We start from the raw sequence: 16653 nt of genomic DNA, 5'->3' as shown, positions 1-16653 counted from the left end.
GTAAATACTGTATAAATTTTTATTTAAATATATGTTATAATTATAGAAAATTAAATATTATTAGGAGAAAATATGCGCAGCATATCAAATAAAATAACTGCTATTTTGATTGTTGTATTAGTGATCGCATTTGGCGTGTTTTCGCTTATAAATTACAACTTTACAAAATCACAACTTGACAATTCTTTTGTCGCAACACACACAAAGACTCTTGATGGTGTTGATTTTTATCTTAATGAATTTTTAGATAGAAATTTAAATACTGTAAGGTTGTCCGCTAATACCATGTCGGGCGAGATAGGCGAGACTAGCCAAGATGATATAATTTGGGAGCTAAAGTCATTTAGTGATCAAGCTGGATTTATAGAAATGTATATTGGCTTACCAAATGGTAAGTTTATCTCATCTACGGGAGAAGTGAGCATGCCTAGTTCTGGGTATGATCCTCGCACTAGAGATTGGTTTAAAGAGGGGTCTAAAAGAGCTATGTACTCTGAGCCATATGAGGACGCAGCTAGTAAAGAGCTGGTCATAACATTTTTTGCTCCAGTTATAAAAGAGGGTGATTTAATTGGTGTAATTGGTGCAGATATATCATTGGACAAGATAAGAAAACAGTTGATTGAAATAGGTAAGAGTTCTAGTGGATATGTATTTATGTCTGAAAAAAGTGGCGTAATGCTAATGCATCCAGATCAAAATTTGTTAAATAAACCCCTTCCAGCTATGAGTGTGATTTTGGAGAAACTTAATAATAAAGATTTCTTGCCAAATGGTAGCATACAGTATAATTACAATGGTAGTGAAAAAGAGGCTGTTTGTAGGCTTGTCGGAGAGCGTGAGTGGCTGCTTTGCTCATCTTTAAAAAAGAGCTTTAAGGATGACATTACAAATAGTCTTTTGGGTACCCAGTTGGGTATTGCTGCGGTGTTTGTGGTGATTATTTCTATAATAGTGTTTTTGATTATAAAGCGTTCGTTAAGACCTATAAGAATAATACAGGATGGACTAAATAATCTGTTTGAATTTATCACCCATGAAAAGGATAAAGCCGAAAAGATAAAGGTAAATACAAATGATGAATTTAGCGCTATGGCATCAGGCATAAATGAAGGCATAGACAAAGTCGTAAGCGGCATAAATAAAGATAATCAAATGCTTGAAAATGTCAATGAGATAGTTGGCAAGATGATAAAAGGCAATATGGATAATAATATCTCTGCCACTCCGCACAATCCTCAGCTTAGCACACTTAAATTTTTATTAAACGACCTTTTTGCAAGTCTAAGTACAAACATAAATCACATAAAAGATACTCTTGCGGCTTATACCCACGATGACTTTACTTCGCGCTTAAATTTAGAAAACTTAGAAGGCGATATAAAGTCTTTAATGCAGGGTGTAAATGCCATGGGTGGTGCGATAGCAAAAATGCTATCTGATAATTTGGATAAAGCTCAAGTGCTAGAGGAAAAAGCTGGCATACTAAAATCATCAGTAGATACAGTAACAAATGGCGCAAAATCTCAAGCCTCAAGCCTACAAGAAAGTGCAGCTGCGGTAGAGCAGATGAGCTCATCAATGAGCTCTATCTCAAACAGAGCCGGGGATGTGATAAAGCAAAGTGAGGATATAAAAGGCATAATAAATATTATACGTGACATAGCCGACCAGACTAATCTTTTAGCCTTAAATGCAGCTATCGAGGCAGCTAGGGCTGGTGAGCATGGCAGGGGATTTGCTGTGGTGGCTGATGAAGTTCGTAAATTAGCCGAAAACACCCAAAAAAGCCTAAGTGAGATAGAGGCTTACGTAAATATCCTAAGTCAAAGCATAAATGAGATGAGCGAGAGCATAAAAGAGCAAACCATGGCGATAGCACAGATAAATGATAGTGTGACCCACATAGACACACTCACAAAGCAAAACGTAGACGTTGCAGCCCAGACAAATACCGTAACCACCGAGGTGGATAACATGGCAAAAGATATAGTAAAAGAGGTTAGAGCTAAGAAATTCTAAGCTCTGGCTATGATAAAAACTGGCTCATATGTGAGAGTGTTTTTAAATTTGCTCTCACATTGTGCTAGTAGATTTTTTCCTAGGTATAGCTTGCCTAGGGAGTTTACTCCGCTTTGCTTTAAGTGCAAAAATAGCTCAAATGCGGAGTCAAAATTTAACTCAATGCTTTTTTTGTAAATTTTCACATTTTTTAGGTTTTTGCACGCATTTTCTAGTGCGTCTATACTAGGATAATCTAGTCCAAGCCCAGTCAGCTCTCTAACCTGCCATAAATTTTTACTGCCAAATGTAGACACCGCAAGCAGTCCATTTGGCACTAAATGCTTTTTTAAATTTGCTAAAACAGTCCTAGCGTCAAGCCACTGTAAGCATGCGTTTGAGACGATAAGGTCAAACTTGCCTAAGTCGTTTGGCAAGGGTTTATTCATGTCTAGATTTATAAATTTCACCCCATTTTCGTTTACGCAAAAGGGGTTTATATCGCTTGCTAGATAGCTTTTATAGCGTATTTTAGGGCGCAATATCCTGCCTAGTTCGTCTTGCCCAGCGCCAAACTCAAACACCCTTTTAAAGCTATTTCCTGCCCCCACTATCTCTCGCACCAGCTCATCTCTCATCATCGCTTGAACGAGTGCTGATTTTTCGTAGCTGGCTCTAGCGCGCAGGAATTTATCCGCTACATTTTGCATAGCTCATCCCAGCTTGAAAAATTACCAAAAACAAAATGCTTGCTTTTTATGATTTTTACTCGCTCACCAAAGGAGTTTTTAAGCGAATTTAAAGAAAACATACTATCATCATCTGCACCCACCGCACTTACCCATTGCTCATTTATCACGGGCTTTTGGCAAAAATCCTGCAAGCTTTTTAGCTCGCTTTTATAGTTATCGCGACTTAAAATTAAATCATTTGCACCGATTGAGATTTTAAAATCATTTTTATCAAAACTCTCTATGCTGCGCGCAAAAATCCTAGGATGAATGCCAAAAATCCTATCTATACCAAGTGGCGTGCCAGCTATGCAAAGCCGCAGCTCATAGCTAGAAAAAAACTCGCCAAACTCAAGCCTGCTCGCCACAGCCACACCCATACTAAAGGCTATGATGTGGGCTTTTTTGTAGTGCTTAAAAGCCTGCTTTAGTTCCTCATTAAAGCCTATTTTTTCATAGTCATAAATAATAATCACATCAAATTTATCGCTAGGCTCTAGGCTTTTAAAATGCTCCCACTCCCCAGCAAATCCAGCGAAAAATAGCACGACTTCATCGCAGTTTATAGTTTTTGCAGAGATGGTTTTAAAGTGCATTTACAACTCCTAAAAGCTCGTCTTTTTGCATGTTTGCGCACAGTGATAGGCGCACTCTGGCGGTATTTGGTGCGACTGTTGGCGGACGCACAGCTGGTGCGAAGTATCCGCAGTGCTGTAGCCTAGCCGCCATTTTTAGTGCACTATCGCTTGAGCCTGCTAGCACGCTTATTATATAGCGAGACCCAAGCACTTGCGCCCCATGTTTTTTAAGCTCGACTTTAAGCTCGTCTGATAGGCTTTGTAAATGCGCCCTTTTTTGCTTCATTTTACCAAGCTTTTTAAATATAAAGTGCGTAAAGGCAACGTTTATGGGGGCTATGGCGGTGGAGTAAATCAGGCTTCTAGCGCGATTTATTAAAAATTCCCTAACCGTCTCATCACAAATAAGAGCCGCTCCCATGCTGCAAATTGCTTTACCAAAGGTAAATACGACAAAATCCACGTCCACGCCGCTATCTTTGCAAAGCCCAAGCCCATCATGCCCGCACGCACCCACACTATGAGCCTCGTCCACATAAAGCCACACGCCCTCATGCTCGCTCTTTATCCGTCCAAGCTCCCCTAGTGGTGCTTCGTCGCCATCCATGCTAAAAAGAGCCTCTGTGATGATGATAAATCGCTCAAATTTGCCGCTATTTTTATCCAGTATCTCTTTTATGTGTGCGGTGTCGTTGTGTCTAAATCGCTCAAAGCTAGCCCCGCCTAGTCTAAGCCCATCGTATGCACTAGCGTGAGCTTGCCTGTCGATGATAAAAAGGGTGTTTTTTAGGCTGGCTAGAGCAGAGATGACACCTACGTTTAGATGGTATCCGCTGTTAAAAAGCAAAGCACTTTTGCCGTCGCCATAGCTCTTTGCTAAAAAGCTCTCAAACTCGCTAAAAATTTCAAAATTCCCACTCAAGCTTCTTGAGCTGCTTGCGCTAAATTTAAGACTCTTCTTTGATGTAGTGTCTAAAAACTCATCAAAAAGCTCATCACTAGCCCCAAGCCCCAAATAATCATTGCTAGCTAGGTTTAAAAGCCGCTTGCCGTCTTTTGTGATGTATGCGCCGTCGTGGATTAATTGACTTAGTGTACGTAGATTTGAGCTCTCTTTTAAGTCTAGTAGGATTTTCTTGATTTTTTGCACCACTATCTCCTTTTAAAGCCTTATATTTTAGCAAATTTATCTAAAACAAGCCCTATAATGCGAGCTTTGATTGGCTTAAATTTACAAAAGCTAGCCATGAAATAGCTTAGTTTGATGATAAAATTAAAGCTAAATTATAAATGCAGTCCTTAAAGAGCAACACCTAGGCTATGTTTGCTAATTGTTTAAGCCATTTCTTAGTAGGCTTTGAAAGCGGCTAGATTTATTAAACAAATTTAGTAAAAGCCCAAGGCACAAAAGCGTGTATCCAGCGTATGTTAGTCTCCTGCCAGGGTCAAAGCTAACGCTTAAAAGGCTACCTAGCTCGTCTTTGTCATACGAGGTCTGAAATAGCCTGTAACCATCATAATCAAGTGGGCTATTTGGCGATATGGTGGCACTTAGGTCTGCTTTGTCGTTTTGCGCTATGCCCACTTTGCTAAAGTAGCTGCTGGGCGAGTTTGAGCCTGCGTATCTTTGTATGCTAAACTCATCAAGCCTTACGCTAAAAGGCAGCTTAAAGCTCTGTTTAAAGGCTCTTAGTTTAAATTTATAATCATCTATAAAGATCTCCGTCTCATCATCGGCTACTATCCATACATTTTGCGTATTATTAGGCGCCTTTATCTCTAGCAAAAAGCCGTCTCTTTCTCCGTTTGCTTGCGTTTGGCGCCAGCTTTTTACGGCTTTTTGTAGAGCTTGTTTTGGCACAAATGTCAAGCCCCCAGCCCTATAAAGCTCACCTGTTTTTAATCTTGTTTTTATATTTGGTGCGATGGTGGTGGAGTTTAGCAGGCTTAGCTCTAGGCTTGAGCGCACAAAAGCTCCGCCATCCTCAAAGCCAAAGCAGACGCTATTATCTGGCACATAAGAGCAGTTTTGGCTTTTGTCAAATTTAAAAAGCACACCATCTATATCGACGCTTTCGTTTTCAAATAGCTCAAGGGGTGCGACATTTATGCCGTTTGAAATGCTAAAGCTAAATGTGTCTTTGGCGTCTATATTTTCTGCGTTAGGTATAAAAACTGACTCAAGCGATTTTGCGTATTTTTTGATTTTAAAATGCACTTTGCCTTTGTCTAGTTGCATTTTTATAAAAAAGCTAGAATTGTCATACTCATTTACCATATCTTTTTTACAGTTGCCTGCTAAATCGCAGATTTTTAGGTAGTATTTTTCTAAAAATATACTGTCATTTGTCTCGTTAATCCTTAAATGAAGGCTGCCTTCAAAGCCAAAATAACGAGTAATTAGCGCACCAAAGGCTATTAAAATGAAGCTAAAATGAAAGGCTAGAGAGGGTAGCTTTGCTAGGCGAAAAAGCTTAAATTTAAATAAATTTATTATTAATACAACGATTAGTAAGACCATTATAATTTCAAGCCAGTGTGAGCCGTAAACATATAGCCAAGCTGCCGTAGTGTTGATGTTTTGCTCGATAAAGGTGGCTACTGCGATAGAAATAGCAAAAATAAGCATAAAAAATAGAGCCCAGCCCATACTAGAAAATATTTTTATCATAAAATATCCTTATATTTTATAATTAATATAAAACTTTAGCAAAGTATGAATAATTTAGTGCTTAAAATTATATTTTATCCTAATAAAACTCATATTTTATTAAAGTATAGACGAATATTTATTTATGAAATTAGAGTCTAAAATTAATAATATATAGCTGTATTTTTAAATAATTTTATGAATAAAACATAATAAAAATATTAAAATAAATAATTAATTATAATATTTAATATTTTAAGTTAAAATTTAATCAAAATAAAATATTATTTTAAAAAAGATTAAATTTTGTACAAAAGGAGAGACGGTGCTTAAATTTGTACTATCTATTTTTACTGTTTTAGCCTGTATGTGCGCCCAGGCGGCGCAAAATGAGCCAAGCCAGCAAGGAGCAAAAACTAAAGTAGGGCAGGAAAAGACTCTGCAAAATGACGGCGTAGCTCCTCGCACACTTAGCGACTATGTCGAGCAAGAGGGCGAGTTTTGGGACTATTTAAAGAAAAATCACCCAGTTTTTAAATACGAAAAAGATGGGCGCTTAGTCGGGCAGTATCACCTAAGCGACCGCCAAGAGGAGTTTGTCGATTTTGGCGGCGGCAAGGGCATTCGCGAAAAGACAGGGCAGCAAGTAGCCGTTACTTACCGCCTTGGTTTTGAGAGCATTTTGGACTATCCGAATAAATTTGTGGGGCCTGCAAAGTGCGGCGAGTGCCACCCAGCCCAGTATGCAGCGTGGAAGCGAAGCCGCCACTCGATGATGTTTCGCTTTCCTGATGAGATAAGCGAAGCAGACGGCGATATGAAAAAGCCGATGTGGGGCAGCCAGGCGACCATTTTGCCAGACGGCATAGAGGCAGATGATGTCTTTGCCGTTATCGGCACGCCACGCACGAAATACGGCTTTTTGGATAAGTGGCTGGTGCGTGGGACGTATCACGTCGAAGACGGCAAGCTAAGCGATCTAAGCGGCAAGCTAGTGGCTGGGGGAAATCAATTTTCCGTGCTGTGGGCGAAATATCTCACTCCGCAAATGGCAGCCAAAATCGCCGAGTTTAGCCCAGGCTTTCCGACTAAGCTAGAGGACTTTAAAGGCTCAAGCTCTCAGGTGTGGGGGACAAACAGCTACGGCGCAAGCTACCGCACGAAAATGCTCTTTCAGCCAGCTACGAGCTATTGCGAGACCTGCCATAGCTTTAAATTTGACTTTAAAAGCAAGGACGAGTTTTTCGCCGCTTTGGGCGACGCGAAAGAGCTACGCAAGCACACAATCTCTAAGGGCGTAAGCTGCGAGGAGTGCCACGGCGCAGGCGCTCACCTATATGGCGCGCGTGGAGCTGGGATGCCAAGCAACTGCGAACGCTGCCACCAGCGATTTGCCTACAACGAAGCCGACTCCAAGCTAAATCCAAGAAAGCCGTTTAACGTCTATTTTAAATCCTCCTGCCCAAGCTGCGGCACGGAAGGTTCACAGATGTATAGCTCAGCCCACTACGATAAGGGTATGCGTTGTTCCACCTGCCACGACCCACACGAAGTAACGGCAAACGACTGGCAGGATAACTACACCAGAGTGGGGCTAAAGAAAAAATGCGCCGACTGCCACGAGACGCAGGCTAGCTTTTTTAAATTTGGTGGCGCACACGCAAAGGATGACTGCACGAGCTGCCATATGCCTGCGATGATGAGCTGCGAGAACTTTGGAGCGATACAAAATCCTGACCTAGCGGGCTTTGATAATGTAAGAATGTCTCACGTGTGGAAAATCAGCACGGATAAGGACGCCAAAAGCCTAAATCCAGCCCCAGGCAAGCCAAGAGAGGGCGGCACAAAGGGCTGGAGCTGGGCTAGAAACGAGCAGGGGCGATTTTTCATCGACCTTATGTGGAGCTGCGCTAGAACGAGCTTTGAAGATCCAAATTTAATGGAACCAGGCAAGGGCGGCTGCCACAGCCCAGTGCAGAGCAATCTGAGTGAGAATTTAAAATTTAAAAACCAAGATCAAATTTATGAGTGGGTGCAAAAGTGGCAAACGCCTGTAAAAGCGGGCTTTAAAGAGATAAATGACGACATAAAAGCGATCGATAAAGCCCTAGCTAAATCAAACCTAGCAGTCGAAGCAAAAGCCCAGGTCATAAACTACACCAAGCAAGCCCGAGAGATAGCTACTAAGCTAGAAAAGGACGGAGCGTGGGGACTTCACGGGGCTGAGTATAGCCAAAAGCTAGTAAATGAAGCGCTCATTTATACTGGCTCGGCTAAGAAGCTTTTGGGTATTAAAAAATAGCAGCTAGCAGGGGCAAAACGCCCCTAATCTAGCCATAAAAAGGGATAGATATGAATAAATTTAAATATTTGCTAGCTGTTTTATCCTGCGTGCTTGTGCTTTTTGCGCCCAAAGCCCTAAGGGCTGGTGGCGAGGGCGAGATGGCGCTAATTAGCGGCGTAAAGCCCATAAGTATGGCAAAGGCTGCAGCGCTTATAAATGACGGAGCCGTGCTGCTTGATGTAAATAGCGAGGAGGTGCATAGGGAGTGGGGATTTTTGCCAAATGCAGTCTTTATCAACACGCCAGAGTATGAAAAGCTCCTGCCAAGCGATAAGGATGCAACGATAGTCATCTATGGGCTAAACCGCCTAAACTACACCGCTAGCCAGGCAGCCCTAGCCCTAAATGAGCTTGGCTATAAAAACGTCTACGTGATGCTTGATGGGCTTGAGGGCTGGGCTATTTCAGGCAGGCAGATAAAGCAGGCTGAAGTAGGCAGCGGCAAGGATCTGGGCGAGAATATAAAGGATAATATCCACTCTCATATGCTCTTTGGCTCACTTCCTAGCTGTCGTGATTGCCACACAGCAGAAAATAGCAAAAACAAAAAGCTAGTCAATGAAGGTTGCGTAAAGTGCCACGAAAAGGAGGGGGTGGAGTTTAGCGCTAGCGTGCATTCGACGCTGCATAAGAAAAATATCTTTGCCACTAACGCCCATCCAAAGCCAGCCTGCACCGACTGCCACAGCGTGCATAGCGTTAAATTTGAAAATCCAGTAGATTATAAAAAAGCAAGCGATGCAAAGTGCGGTGAGTGCCACGAAAAGCAGCAGGCCCACTACTACGAGACCTTTCACGGCAAGGCGATGTACCTGCAGCGTCTAGGCTCTGCACCACGTATAGCAGCCTGCTTTGACTGCCACGGCACGCACGCTATCTTGCCGCCAAGCGATGAAAAAAGCACGCTAGGGGCGCTAAATAGAAGCCAGACCTGCAAGACCTGCCACGCAAATGGCGATGATGAGTTTGCCTTTGGCTTTATCGCTCACGCTGATCACAACGACGGCGAGCGTTACCCAGAGCTGCACGGCGCATATGTGTTTATGACGGGGCTACTCATAGTCGTCTTTGGCTTTTTTGGCCTGCATACTCTGCTTTGGAGCATTAAGCTAATTAGCCTTAGGCTGCGTTTCCCAGCCGAGTTTAAAGCCGCTAAAGAAAAGGCTCATAACTGCAAAGTCCGAATTCGCCGCTTTAGCACGCTTCATATCGTGATGCACTTTTTTGTGGCGGCGAGCTTTTTGGGGCTAGCATTTTCTGGGCTGCCGCAGAAGTTTTACACCGCCAAATGGGCTAGCGTGATGATAAATTTAATGGGCGGTATTGACGGGGCTATGCTCATTCACAGGCTGAGTGCGGCCATTATGGGGGCGTGCTTTGTGGTGCATATTATTGAGATTATTCTGCGCTATCGTAAGAGCAAATTTAAGCTTTTTGGAGCTGATAGCCTAATGCCAAGAACTCAGGATTTTAGGGACTTGTGGGCAAATCTAAAGTGGTTTGTAGGAGCTGGCGAGCGACCGCAGTTTGACCGCTTTACATACTGGGAGAAGTTTGATTATCTAGCGGTATTTTGGGGTATGTTTGTCATCGGCTTTTCTGGGCTGGTGCTGGCTTTTCCGACATTTTTTGCTAGCTTTTTACCGCCGTGGGCGATAAATTTAAGCACGATAGTCCATTCCGATGAAGCCCTGCTTGCGACTGGCTTTATCTTTGCGGTGCATTTTTTCAACACCCACTTTAGAGCCGACCGCTTCCCGATGGATACGGTGATTTTCTCAGGGCATTTAGGCGAAGATGAGCTAAAAGCGGAGCGCGCGAAGTGGTATGAGCGCCTGCGTGCTAGCGGCGAGCTTGAACGGCTAATCGTAAAAGATGATAAGTTTGGCCAATACTCTGCTATTGCTAAATTTGCTGGCTTTGCAATGCTCGCAACTGGGCTAATATTCCTAGCCCTAATCATCTATGCCTTTGTGGGCTAAGCTGGCGTAAAAGCCAGCTTGCCTCGCTTTGCTATGCTGCGTTGGATATCGCAAGTGGCTGCAGTCATTACCTATTAGGTAACTCCCCTGCCACTTGCTTATCCGCCTTGCCTAGCTGTGCGATGCGAGCATCTTGACGTTCCTATCTCGTTGAAGTTATTTTTCTTAAATTCAAAGCTTTTTGGAGCTCAGCTCGCTCTTTAAATTCCGCAGACTGGCTTTGCCAGTCTTTGCGGGCAGGGAGTGCTTGCGCTCCCTGCACCTACCTAAAACACACTGTGCCTTTTGGGTACGTCGTAATAAATTTATGCTTTTTTCATCTCTGTCTTCGCTAACACTAGCTAGCTCTCAGTTTGCAAAAATTCATCTCATGATACTTCGCATTCTCCGTTATTTTAGGCGGAGCAAACTTTAAATTTAAAGCAATCTTTAAAAGTCGTGATTTAAATTTATCGCAGATAAATTTAAATGCTAGCGACACCGCTAGCGTGTGGGGAGCGTCGGCAGGCGAAGCCTAGGACGACGACTGCTCTTTATGTGGCTCGTATCGCTTTGTGATATACTCGTCTACTCGCTTTATGTACGCACAGTAAGCAGTCGTCATCCTAAGCCACTTTGTGGCTTGCATACGCTCCTGTGTGCTGTAAGCGAGTGAGCATATTACGAAGTAGTGCGAGCGATGGATAAAATAGGAATGGGGCGACTTCGTAAAACAAGACGAAGTCGCAGTTTTTAGTAATTCAAGCCTCCACCCCCTCCCCTGGCGTAAAAAAGAAAAACTATGTACGTGAATAAAAAACATAAAAATAAATACAATCCACAAACCAAAATAATCCAAAGTTTCTACGGTTTTGCTCATTCTTGCCTTGCGATAAATTTAAAAAGAGCTTAGATATTTTACTATCGTGATGTAGCTTAGATAGCTCATAGCAGCGGCAATGAGCCAGCCAAAGCCAGCTATCCACACTGGGTGGCGGTACGTGCCCACGATGTCTTTACGATATGCAGCCAGCAGGATTACAACTAGCGCAATAGGCAGGATTAACCCATTTAGCGTGCCAACTAGCACAAGTACTTGTACTGGCTTTCCGACGGTTGAGAAAATGAGCGTCGAAAATACGATAAATGCGATGATAATTAGGTTTTGGTGCCTTTTGATACTTTGACTAAAGCCTGTCATAAAGCTAACCGAAGTATACGCAGCTCCGACTACCGATGTTACGCTAGCTGCCCAGATAACAAGCCCAAACATAATTCTGCCAAAGTCTCCGAGTATGTGAGAAAATGGTGTCAGGGCGACGTTGGCTGGGTCTAGCTTTACGCCAGTTGCCACTACCCCAAGCACGGCTAAAAACAAAAATATGCGTATAAAACTTGCCACGAGAATGCCTGTTATTGAGCTTTTGGTTACGTGACCTAGATTTTCCACGCCACTTATGCCTGCATCAAGCAGCCTGTGTGCGCCTGAGAATGTGATATATCCGCCCACAGTCCCACCTACTAGTGTTACGAGTGCTATGGCGTCAAATTTCTGCGGAGCTACCGCCTCTATGGCAGCATCAGCTAGCGGAGGATTTGCCTCAAAGACCGTATAAGCGATGATTAAAATCATAACAGCGCCCATAAACTGGGCGAATTTATCCATATGTGAACCCGCGTCTTTGCTCGCAAAAACGGCTATCGCTACGCCAGCGCTAATAATTGAGCCAATTATGGGGTCAATACTAGGAAATACAGAGCTTACCCCAAGTCCAGCGCCTGCTATGTTGCCTATATTAAAGGCGAGTCCGCCCATTACAATAAGTGCAGCTAGCAAGTAGCCAACCCCTGGAAATACGCGCTCCGCTAGCTCTTGCGCCTTTAGGCGACTAACGGCGATTACGCGCCAGACGTTTAGCTGCACGCCAATGTCTATGATGACTGAGGCTAGTATGATAAAGGCAAAGCTAGCCATGAGCGTTTCTGTAAATTTAGCCGTTTGTGTTAAAAATCCAGGACCCACGGCGGAAGTCGCCATGAGTGCTGCCGCCCCAAAAATTGCCTTTTTGTCTGCCATTTGCTCTCCTTTAAATTTATTTTATCGGCTTTGATTAAGTCTGCGTTTTGGCTTATGCTAGATTAAAATGCTCCCACGCTTACACCCTCTTTTTCTAAGGTATTTTTTATAGCAAGTACGAATTCTACGGCATTTTCGCCGTCTCCATGCACGCACAAGCTATCAGCGCAGACTGCTACGGATTTGCCGCTTATGCTCTTTACTACGCCATTTTTTGCCATGCTTACAACCTGTGCGATTGCTTCAAATTTATCGTGAATTAGCGCATTTGCCTCATTTCTAGGCACTAGTGTACCGCAGTCTGTGTAGTGCCTGTCTGCGAAAACTTCGCTTATAAATTTAACACCGACCGCCTTTGCCGCTTGTGCGCTTTGACTATTGCTAAGCCCCATTATGGCTAGATTTTGTCCCCATTTTTGCGAGATTTTGGCAACAAATTCGGCGATAATGTGTGCTAGAGCATAGTCCTTTGCCGCCATGTTATAAAGCGCTCCGTGGGGCTTTACGTAGGCGCAGACTGCTCCTGCTTCGTCGCACAGTGACAAAAATGCACCAAGCTGATATGCTAGTAGATTTTGTATTTCTAGTTTGCTTAGGTTTAAATTACTCCTGCCAAAGTTTGCCCTATCGTCAAAGCTGGGGTGCGCGCCTATTTGTACGCCGTGGCTTTTGGCTAGGGCTATTGTGCGGGCTGTCTCGTCCACGCTTCCAGCGTGTAGGGCGCAGCTTATGTTTGCTGAGCTGATGTATGGCATTATTACCTCTTCGACCCCTAGACCCTCGGCTAAATCGCAGTTAAAATCTATTTTCACTATTTGCCTTTGCTTATAATTTTTTCAATTATATTTAATATTGTTTAATATTTGTTATAAATAATTAACTTAATATTAATTTTTAAACAAAAGTAAAGAATGCAGAAAGTGGCTAAAAGCTAGCCACGAAAATTTCTTAAAGGAGATTAAAATTTATATCCAACGCTTAGCTTAAACGTAGCGCCTGAATGGTTAAAAAACGACTCGTCCAAAAACGAGCTATCTTTAAATTTATTATAGCCCACTTTTGCGCCCACGATAAATTTATCTGTTACGCCGTAATCGACACCGACGTAGGTTTCAAAGCCTTTTGGCTTGTAGTTTAGGTCGCTGTAATAATTGTCGTTTCCTTCATCGATGTTAGTTGTGTAGAACGTATGCGTGTAAAACGCCCCAACTAGCAGGCTTAGTTTGTCTAGGAATAGGCTGTCTTTTTGATACTCAATACCAGCTTTGTATGTAAACATACTTAGGTTATCGCTCACATAGCCGTAGCTGCTGCCATTGTAGCTGACGAAAAAGTTGTCTTTGCTCGAATAGTACGTATATCCCACGCCGATAGGATAAATTTTAAACAAGCCCCAGCTATTTGCATCGCCAAACTGCCAGCCAAAGACCGCGTCTACTCTGTATGCGTTGCCGTTATCGTGCTTTGCGTAGCCTAGCCTGGTTTTAGTCGTAAAGCCGCTTTGGCTAGAGCCTGTGTTAAGGACGATGTCTGCTGTTTTTAGCTTTCCGTCGCCGCTTGCCGAGCCAAGCTCAAAGCGAAGATCTGATGCAGATAGAGCGGTCGCTAAGGCTAGGCTTAGAACGAGTGATTTTTTAAACATAAAAAACTCCTTTTTTTGTTTAGATAGTGTAGGTATCATTTCTATAGAAATGATTTTAAGATTATAAATTTCACATACTTAAAAAGCGATTAAAAAATATATCTATAAAAATCATTTCTATAGATAGTTGCGTAAATTTGGAAGTTATTTTAAACTTCATAAAAAATTAAGGCACTTAATGTTTAATAATATTCCGCCAATAATAAACAAAGAACAAGAAGATAGATTTTTTATGATGATATGTGCGAACGTAAAAAGGCTCAGGCTAGAGCGTGGGCTAAGTCAGCTAGAAGTGGCGCTCAGCATAGGTCAAAGATCATCTGGATTTTACGCAAATACCGAAAACTACGCACACGGCAAGCATTTTAATCTCAGTCATCTTTTTAGATTATCTATGCTTTTTGGCGTTGAGATTGATGAATTTTTTAAGCCGATTGAGATAGAGAACTATTTTGATGTAGCTAAATTTCAAAACTCTTGGCACGCATAAACTAGCCACCACAAGTTTGTTTATGCGCGTTTTGCCCGCTTTATGCAAGCTCTTTTATCTTTAGAATTTGCTCATTTAGCTCCTTGCTTGCAAGGATAGCGTTTTTTACGCTAATTAGCTCAAATTGCACGCTTTGAGCTGGGCGTTTTTGCGCAAGATGTCCTAGGTCGGCGTCTATTACGGTAGCTATTTTTGGGTATCCGCCCGTGGTTTGCGCATCTTTCATGAGGACTATGGGTTGCCCGTTTGGTGGGATTTGCACTACGCCTGGCATTACTCCGTGGCTTGGCATTTCTAGGCTTTTGCGTGGTTTTAGTGCTAGTTCGCCTTCTAGTCGGTAGCCCATTCGGCTGAGGTTTGAGGTAAGTTTGTATGGCTGGGCTAGGATTGTTTGAGGCATGATAAAATCGCTCCATTCGCTACTTGCGAGAATTCTTATGCTCTCTCTTTGCTGTGGGGCTTGAATTTTTAGGGGCTTTAGTGGTGAAGAGCGGTGGATTTTTAGCTCGTCGTTTGACTTTAAAAACCTACCACAAAAGCCACCAAATCCCCCAGATACGCTCTGCGCCCTAGCTCCTAGCACGACTGGCACATCAATGCCGCCGCTAATAGCGAGATAACCATACATCCCATCTATTGCACCCTCTATGCTTAAAATATCGCCCTTTTTTACACTGTATCTTGTATAACTATTAATATAGGTATCGTTTAATTTTAGTTTATATTCAGTTCCGGTTAAGATAAAATTGCTATCGTTTGTAAATTCAACGCTAACTGCACCCATTATCTCAAGTCCAGCCGCACCTAAGTCATTGCCAAGTGCAGCATTTGCCGCCATCAGGGCAAATTTATCCATTGCTCCACTTACGCCTACTCCGCTATGTAAAAATCCGTTCCTACCAAGATCTTGCACCCCAACAAATCCAGCTACCTGTATCATTATCATACTAGCACCTCCTTTGCGATAAATTTAAGCCTATCGCCAGCCATTAGGAGGTTTGGCTCGCTTTTTTGTGGGTCAAAAAGCACCGCATCTGTGCTGCCTATGAGGTTCCAGCCTCCAGGGCTGGCGCTAGGATAGACGCCAGTTTGACTACCTCCGATACCAACGCTACCCGCTTTTATGCTCTTTCTAGGGCTAGATAGTCTAGGGTGATAAAGCCTTTCATCAAGCCCACCAAGGTATGCAAATCCAGGCAAAAATCCTAGGAAAAACACCGTATAAAGTGGCTGTGTGTGTAGTCTAACCAGCTCTTGTGGCGAGATATTTTTGGCTTTTGCCATTTGGATTAAATCAACCCCAATTTCTCCTCCGTAATTCACCTCAATTTCGATTATTCTGCCATTTATTTGGCGTGGCTTTAAATTCTTAAAGATATTTTCAAGCTCTATTTTTAGCTCTTTTAGCTCATCGTATTCAATTTCATGTGTAAAAACAGCTATATTATTCATTCCACACACGCACTCTCTTACCTTTTGAAGCTCATTTGCTGCGTCAGCCATAGCCCAAATAAGCTCTTGTTTTTGCTCATTTATCGGCTGTGGTAGGTATGCTAGGAGCATACTTTGGCTACATATTGTAAATTCTATCTGCATTTTCTTGTCTTTAAATTTGAAATCTGTTTGGTGTATTATATTAAAATTATTTAATATTTATTGTAAAATACCTTTGTAATATTAATAATTAATAAATTTTTTAATTTTATAAAATTCCCCCAACTTTCTAAGCTTTTCTTAAGCAACTCTCTTATATAATTCCAGCTCACGATTTGAGAAACCACCTTTAACTTTCTAACAGTTAATAAAGCTTTTCTTTTACATTATATTATTATCCTTTCTAAAACAAACTTGTTTTTGTCTTTAGAAGCGATGTAGTTATTTATGTTGTAAATCGTTGTTCTTTAATTTATTAATGTTAAGAGTCACAAGCAAGTTTTAATAAAAAACAATTTTACAGGACTTGTTAAAGACTTAAGATTTTATCTTTTTTCACTTTATATACTAATAAAGTTTAGTATTTAAAGTAGAAGTTTAACATCACAACTAAATTAGGATTTAAAACTTATCTAATTTAGTGTTAATGCTTTCCGTCTTGAAGATAAACAAATAAGTATCGTAAGAAAGTTAATTTAACTTAATTACCTTTAACAAGGAAGTGATGCGAATTAGAATATTAGTT

General features: G+C 42.0%; 13 protein-coding genes and 1 pseudogene. 5 read left to right on the top strand and 9 right to left on the bottom strand.

Features of this window, described 5'->3' with window-relative positions; all coding sequences use genetic code 11:
* Positions 1-72: 72 nt before the first annotated feature.
* Together LBC_RS09205 and LBC_RS09200 are read left to right on the top strand one after the other, a co-directional pair.
* Positions 73-795 (top strand): annotated as a pseudogene (locus LBC_RS09205) (cache domain-containing protein); the annotation flags it as partial.
* Between the two features lie 297 nt (positions 796-1092).
* Positions 1093-2022, top strand: coding sequence for a methyl-accepting chemotaxis protein (locus LBC_RS09200; RefSeq protein ID WP_409240995.1), 930 nt, complete (start codon positions 1093-1095; stop codon positions 2020-2022).
* On the opposite strand, the gene LBC_RS06760 is transcribed toward LBC_RS09200, so the two are convergent.
* The 4 genes from LBC_RS06760 to LBC_RS06745 form a co-directional block, all read right to left on the bottom strand.
* Positions 2019-2711, bottom strand: a complete 693-nt coding sequence (locus LBC_RS06760) for a methyltransferase domain-containing protein (RefSeq protein WP_221253687.1) — start codon at positions 2709-2711, stop codon at positions 2019-2021. The genes LBC_RS09200 and LBC_RS06760 overlap by 4 nt on opposite strands.
* On the bottom strand, positions 2699-3328 hold the full coding sequence (locus LBC_RS06755) for a pimeloyl-ACP methyl esterase BioG family protein (RefSeq protein WP_221253686.1): 630 nt from the start codon (positions 3326-3328) through the stop codon (positions 2699-2701). Before LBC_RS06755 ends, LBC_RS06760 begins: the two co-directional genes overlap by 13 nt.
* Positions 3318-4460, bottom strand: a complete 1143-nt coding sequence (locus LBC_RS06750) for an 8-amino-7-oxononanoate synthase (RefSeq protein WP_221253685.1) — start codon at positions 4458-4460, stop codon at positions 3318-3320. Before LBC_RS06750 ends, LBC_RS06755 begins: the two co-directional genes overlap by 11 nt.
* 177 nt (positions 4461-4637) lie before the next feature.
* Complete coding sequence (locus LBC_RS06745; protein WP_221253684.1) at positions 4638-5981, bottom strand: cytochrome c biogenesis protein ResB; 1344 nt, start codon at positions 5979-5981, stop codon at positions 4638-4640.
* A gap of 346 nt (positions 5982-6327) precedes the next feature.
* Here LBC_RS06745 and LBC_RS06740 point away from each other — a divergent pair, with 346 nt between their 5' ends.
* Both LBC_RS06740 and LBC_RS06735 read left to right on the top strand, forming a co-directional pair.
* A complete protein-coding gene (locus LBC_RS06740) occupies positions 6328-8262 on the top strand; it encodes a cytochrome C (protein ID WP_260173471.1) in 1935 nt (644 codons plus the stop codon).
* A gap of 50 nt (positions 8263-8312) precedes the next feature.
* Positions 8313-10286, top strand: coding sequence for a rhodanese-like domain-containing protein (locus LBC_RS06735; RefSeq protein ID WP_221253682.1), 1974 nt, complete (start codon positions 8313-8315; stop codon positions 10284-10286).
* A gap of 877 nt (positions 10287-11163) precedes the next feature.
* On the opposite strand, the gene LBC_RS06730 is transcribed toward LBC_RS06735, so the two are convergent.
* The 3 genes from LBC_RS06730 to LBC_RS06720 form a co-directional block, all read right to left on the bottom strand.
* Positions 11164-12342, bottom strand: coding sequence for an NRAMP family divalent metal transporter (locus LBC_RS06730; RefSeq protein ID WP_221253681.1), 1179 nt, complete (start codon positions 12340-12342; stop codon positions 11164-11166).
* Between the two features lie 62 nt (positions 12343-12404).
* Entirely contained in the window at positions 12405-13154 is a 750-nt protein-coding gene (locus LBC_RS06725) for a 5-oxoprolinase subunit PxpA (RefSeq protein ID WP_221253680.1), read from the bottom strand.
* 146 nt (positions 13155-13300) lie between these two features.
* A complete protein-coding gene (locus tag LBC_RS06720; RefSeq protein WP_221253679.1) occupies positions 13301-13984 on the bottom strand; it encodes a hypothetical protein in 684 nt (227 codons plus the stop codon).
* A gap of 178 nt (positions 13985-14162) precedes the next feature.
* Between LBC_RS06720 and LBC_RS06715 the strand changes: the two genes are divergently transcribed.
* Complete coding sequence (locus LBC_RS06715; RefSeq protein ID WP_221253678.1) at positions 14163-14474, top strand: helix-turn-helix transcriptional regulator; 312 nt, start codon at positions 14163-14165, stop codon at positions 14472-14474.
* Between the two features lie 40 nt (positions 14475-14514).
* On the opposite strand, the gene LBC_RS06710 is transcribed toward LBC_RS06715, so the two are convergent.
* A complete protein-coding gene (locus LBC_RS06710; protein WP_221253677.1) occupies positions 14515-15420 on the bottom strand; it encodes a biotin-dependent carboxyltransferase family protein in 906 nt (301 codons plus the stop codon).
* Positions 15417-16070: a 5-oxoprolinase subunit PxpB gene (gene pxpB, locus LBC_RS06705; RefSeq protein ID WP_221253676.1), complete on the bottom strand. Its 654-nt coding sequence runs from the start codon at positions 16068-16070 to the stop codon at positions 15417-15419. The genes LBC_RS06710 and pxpB overlap by 4 nt, the downstream gene beginning before the upstream one ends.
* Positions 16071-16653 lie beyond the last annotated feature (583 nt).

The organism is Campylobacter sp. 19-13652, from assembly GCF_019702925.1.
GTDB lineage: Bacteria > Campylobacterota > Campylobacteria > Campylobacterales > Campylobacteraceae > Campylobacter_A.
The sequence above is the reverse complement of the archived record's forward strand: the minus strand, read 5'-3'. Positions and strand labels throughout refer to the sequence as shown.

What these genes read in the sequence shown, in the direction of transcription:
- LBC_RS09200 (WP_409240995.1), top strand. Translation starts at nt 1,093, where the DNA reads ATGGCATCAGGCATAAATGAAGGCATAGACAAAGTCGTAAGCGGCATA.
- LBC_RS06760 (WP_221253687.1), bottom strand. Translation starts at nt 2,711, where the DNA reads ATGCAAAATGTAGCGGATAAATTCCTGCGCGCTAGAGCCAGCTACGAA.
- LBC_RS06755 (WP_221253686.1), bottom strand. Translation starts at nt 3,328, where the DNA reads ATGCACTTTAAAACCATCTCTGCAAAAACTATAAACTGCGATGAAGTC.
- LBC_RS06745 (WP_221253684.1), bottom strand. Translation starts at nt 5,981, where the DNA reads ATGATAAAAATATTTTCTAGTATGGGCTGGGCTCTATTTTTTATGCTT.
- LBC_RS06740 (WP_260173471.1), top strand. Translation starts at nt 6,328, where the DNA reads ATGTGCGCCCAGGCGGCGCAAAATGAGCCAAGCCAGCAAGGAGCAAAA.
- LBC_RS06735 (WP_221253682.1), top strand. Translation starts at nt 8,313, where the DNA reads ATGAATAAATTTAAATATTTGCTAGCTGTTTTATCCTGCGTGCTTGTG.
- LBC_RS06730 (WP_221253681.1), bottom strand. Translation starts at nt 12,342, where the DNA reads ATGGCAGACAAAAAGGCAATTTTTGGGGCGGCAGCACTCATGGCGACT.
- LBC_RS06720 (WP_221253679.1), bottom strand. Translation starts at nt 13,984, where the DNA reads ATGTTTAAAAAATCACTCGTTCTAAGCCTAGCCTTAGCGACCGCTCTA.
- LBC_RS06715 (WP_221253678.1), top strand. Translation starts at nt 14,163, where the DNA reads ATGTTTAATAATATTCCGCCAATAATAAACAAAGAACAAGAAGATAGA.
- LBC_RS06710 (WP_221253677.1), bottom strand. Translation starts at nt 15,420, where the DNA reads ATGATAATGATACAGGTAGCTGGATTTGTTGGGGTGCAAGATCTTGGT.
- pxpB (WP_221253676.1), bottom strand. Translation starts at nt 16,070, where the DNA reads ATGCAGATAGAATTTACAATATGTAGCCAAAGTATGCTCCTAGCATAC.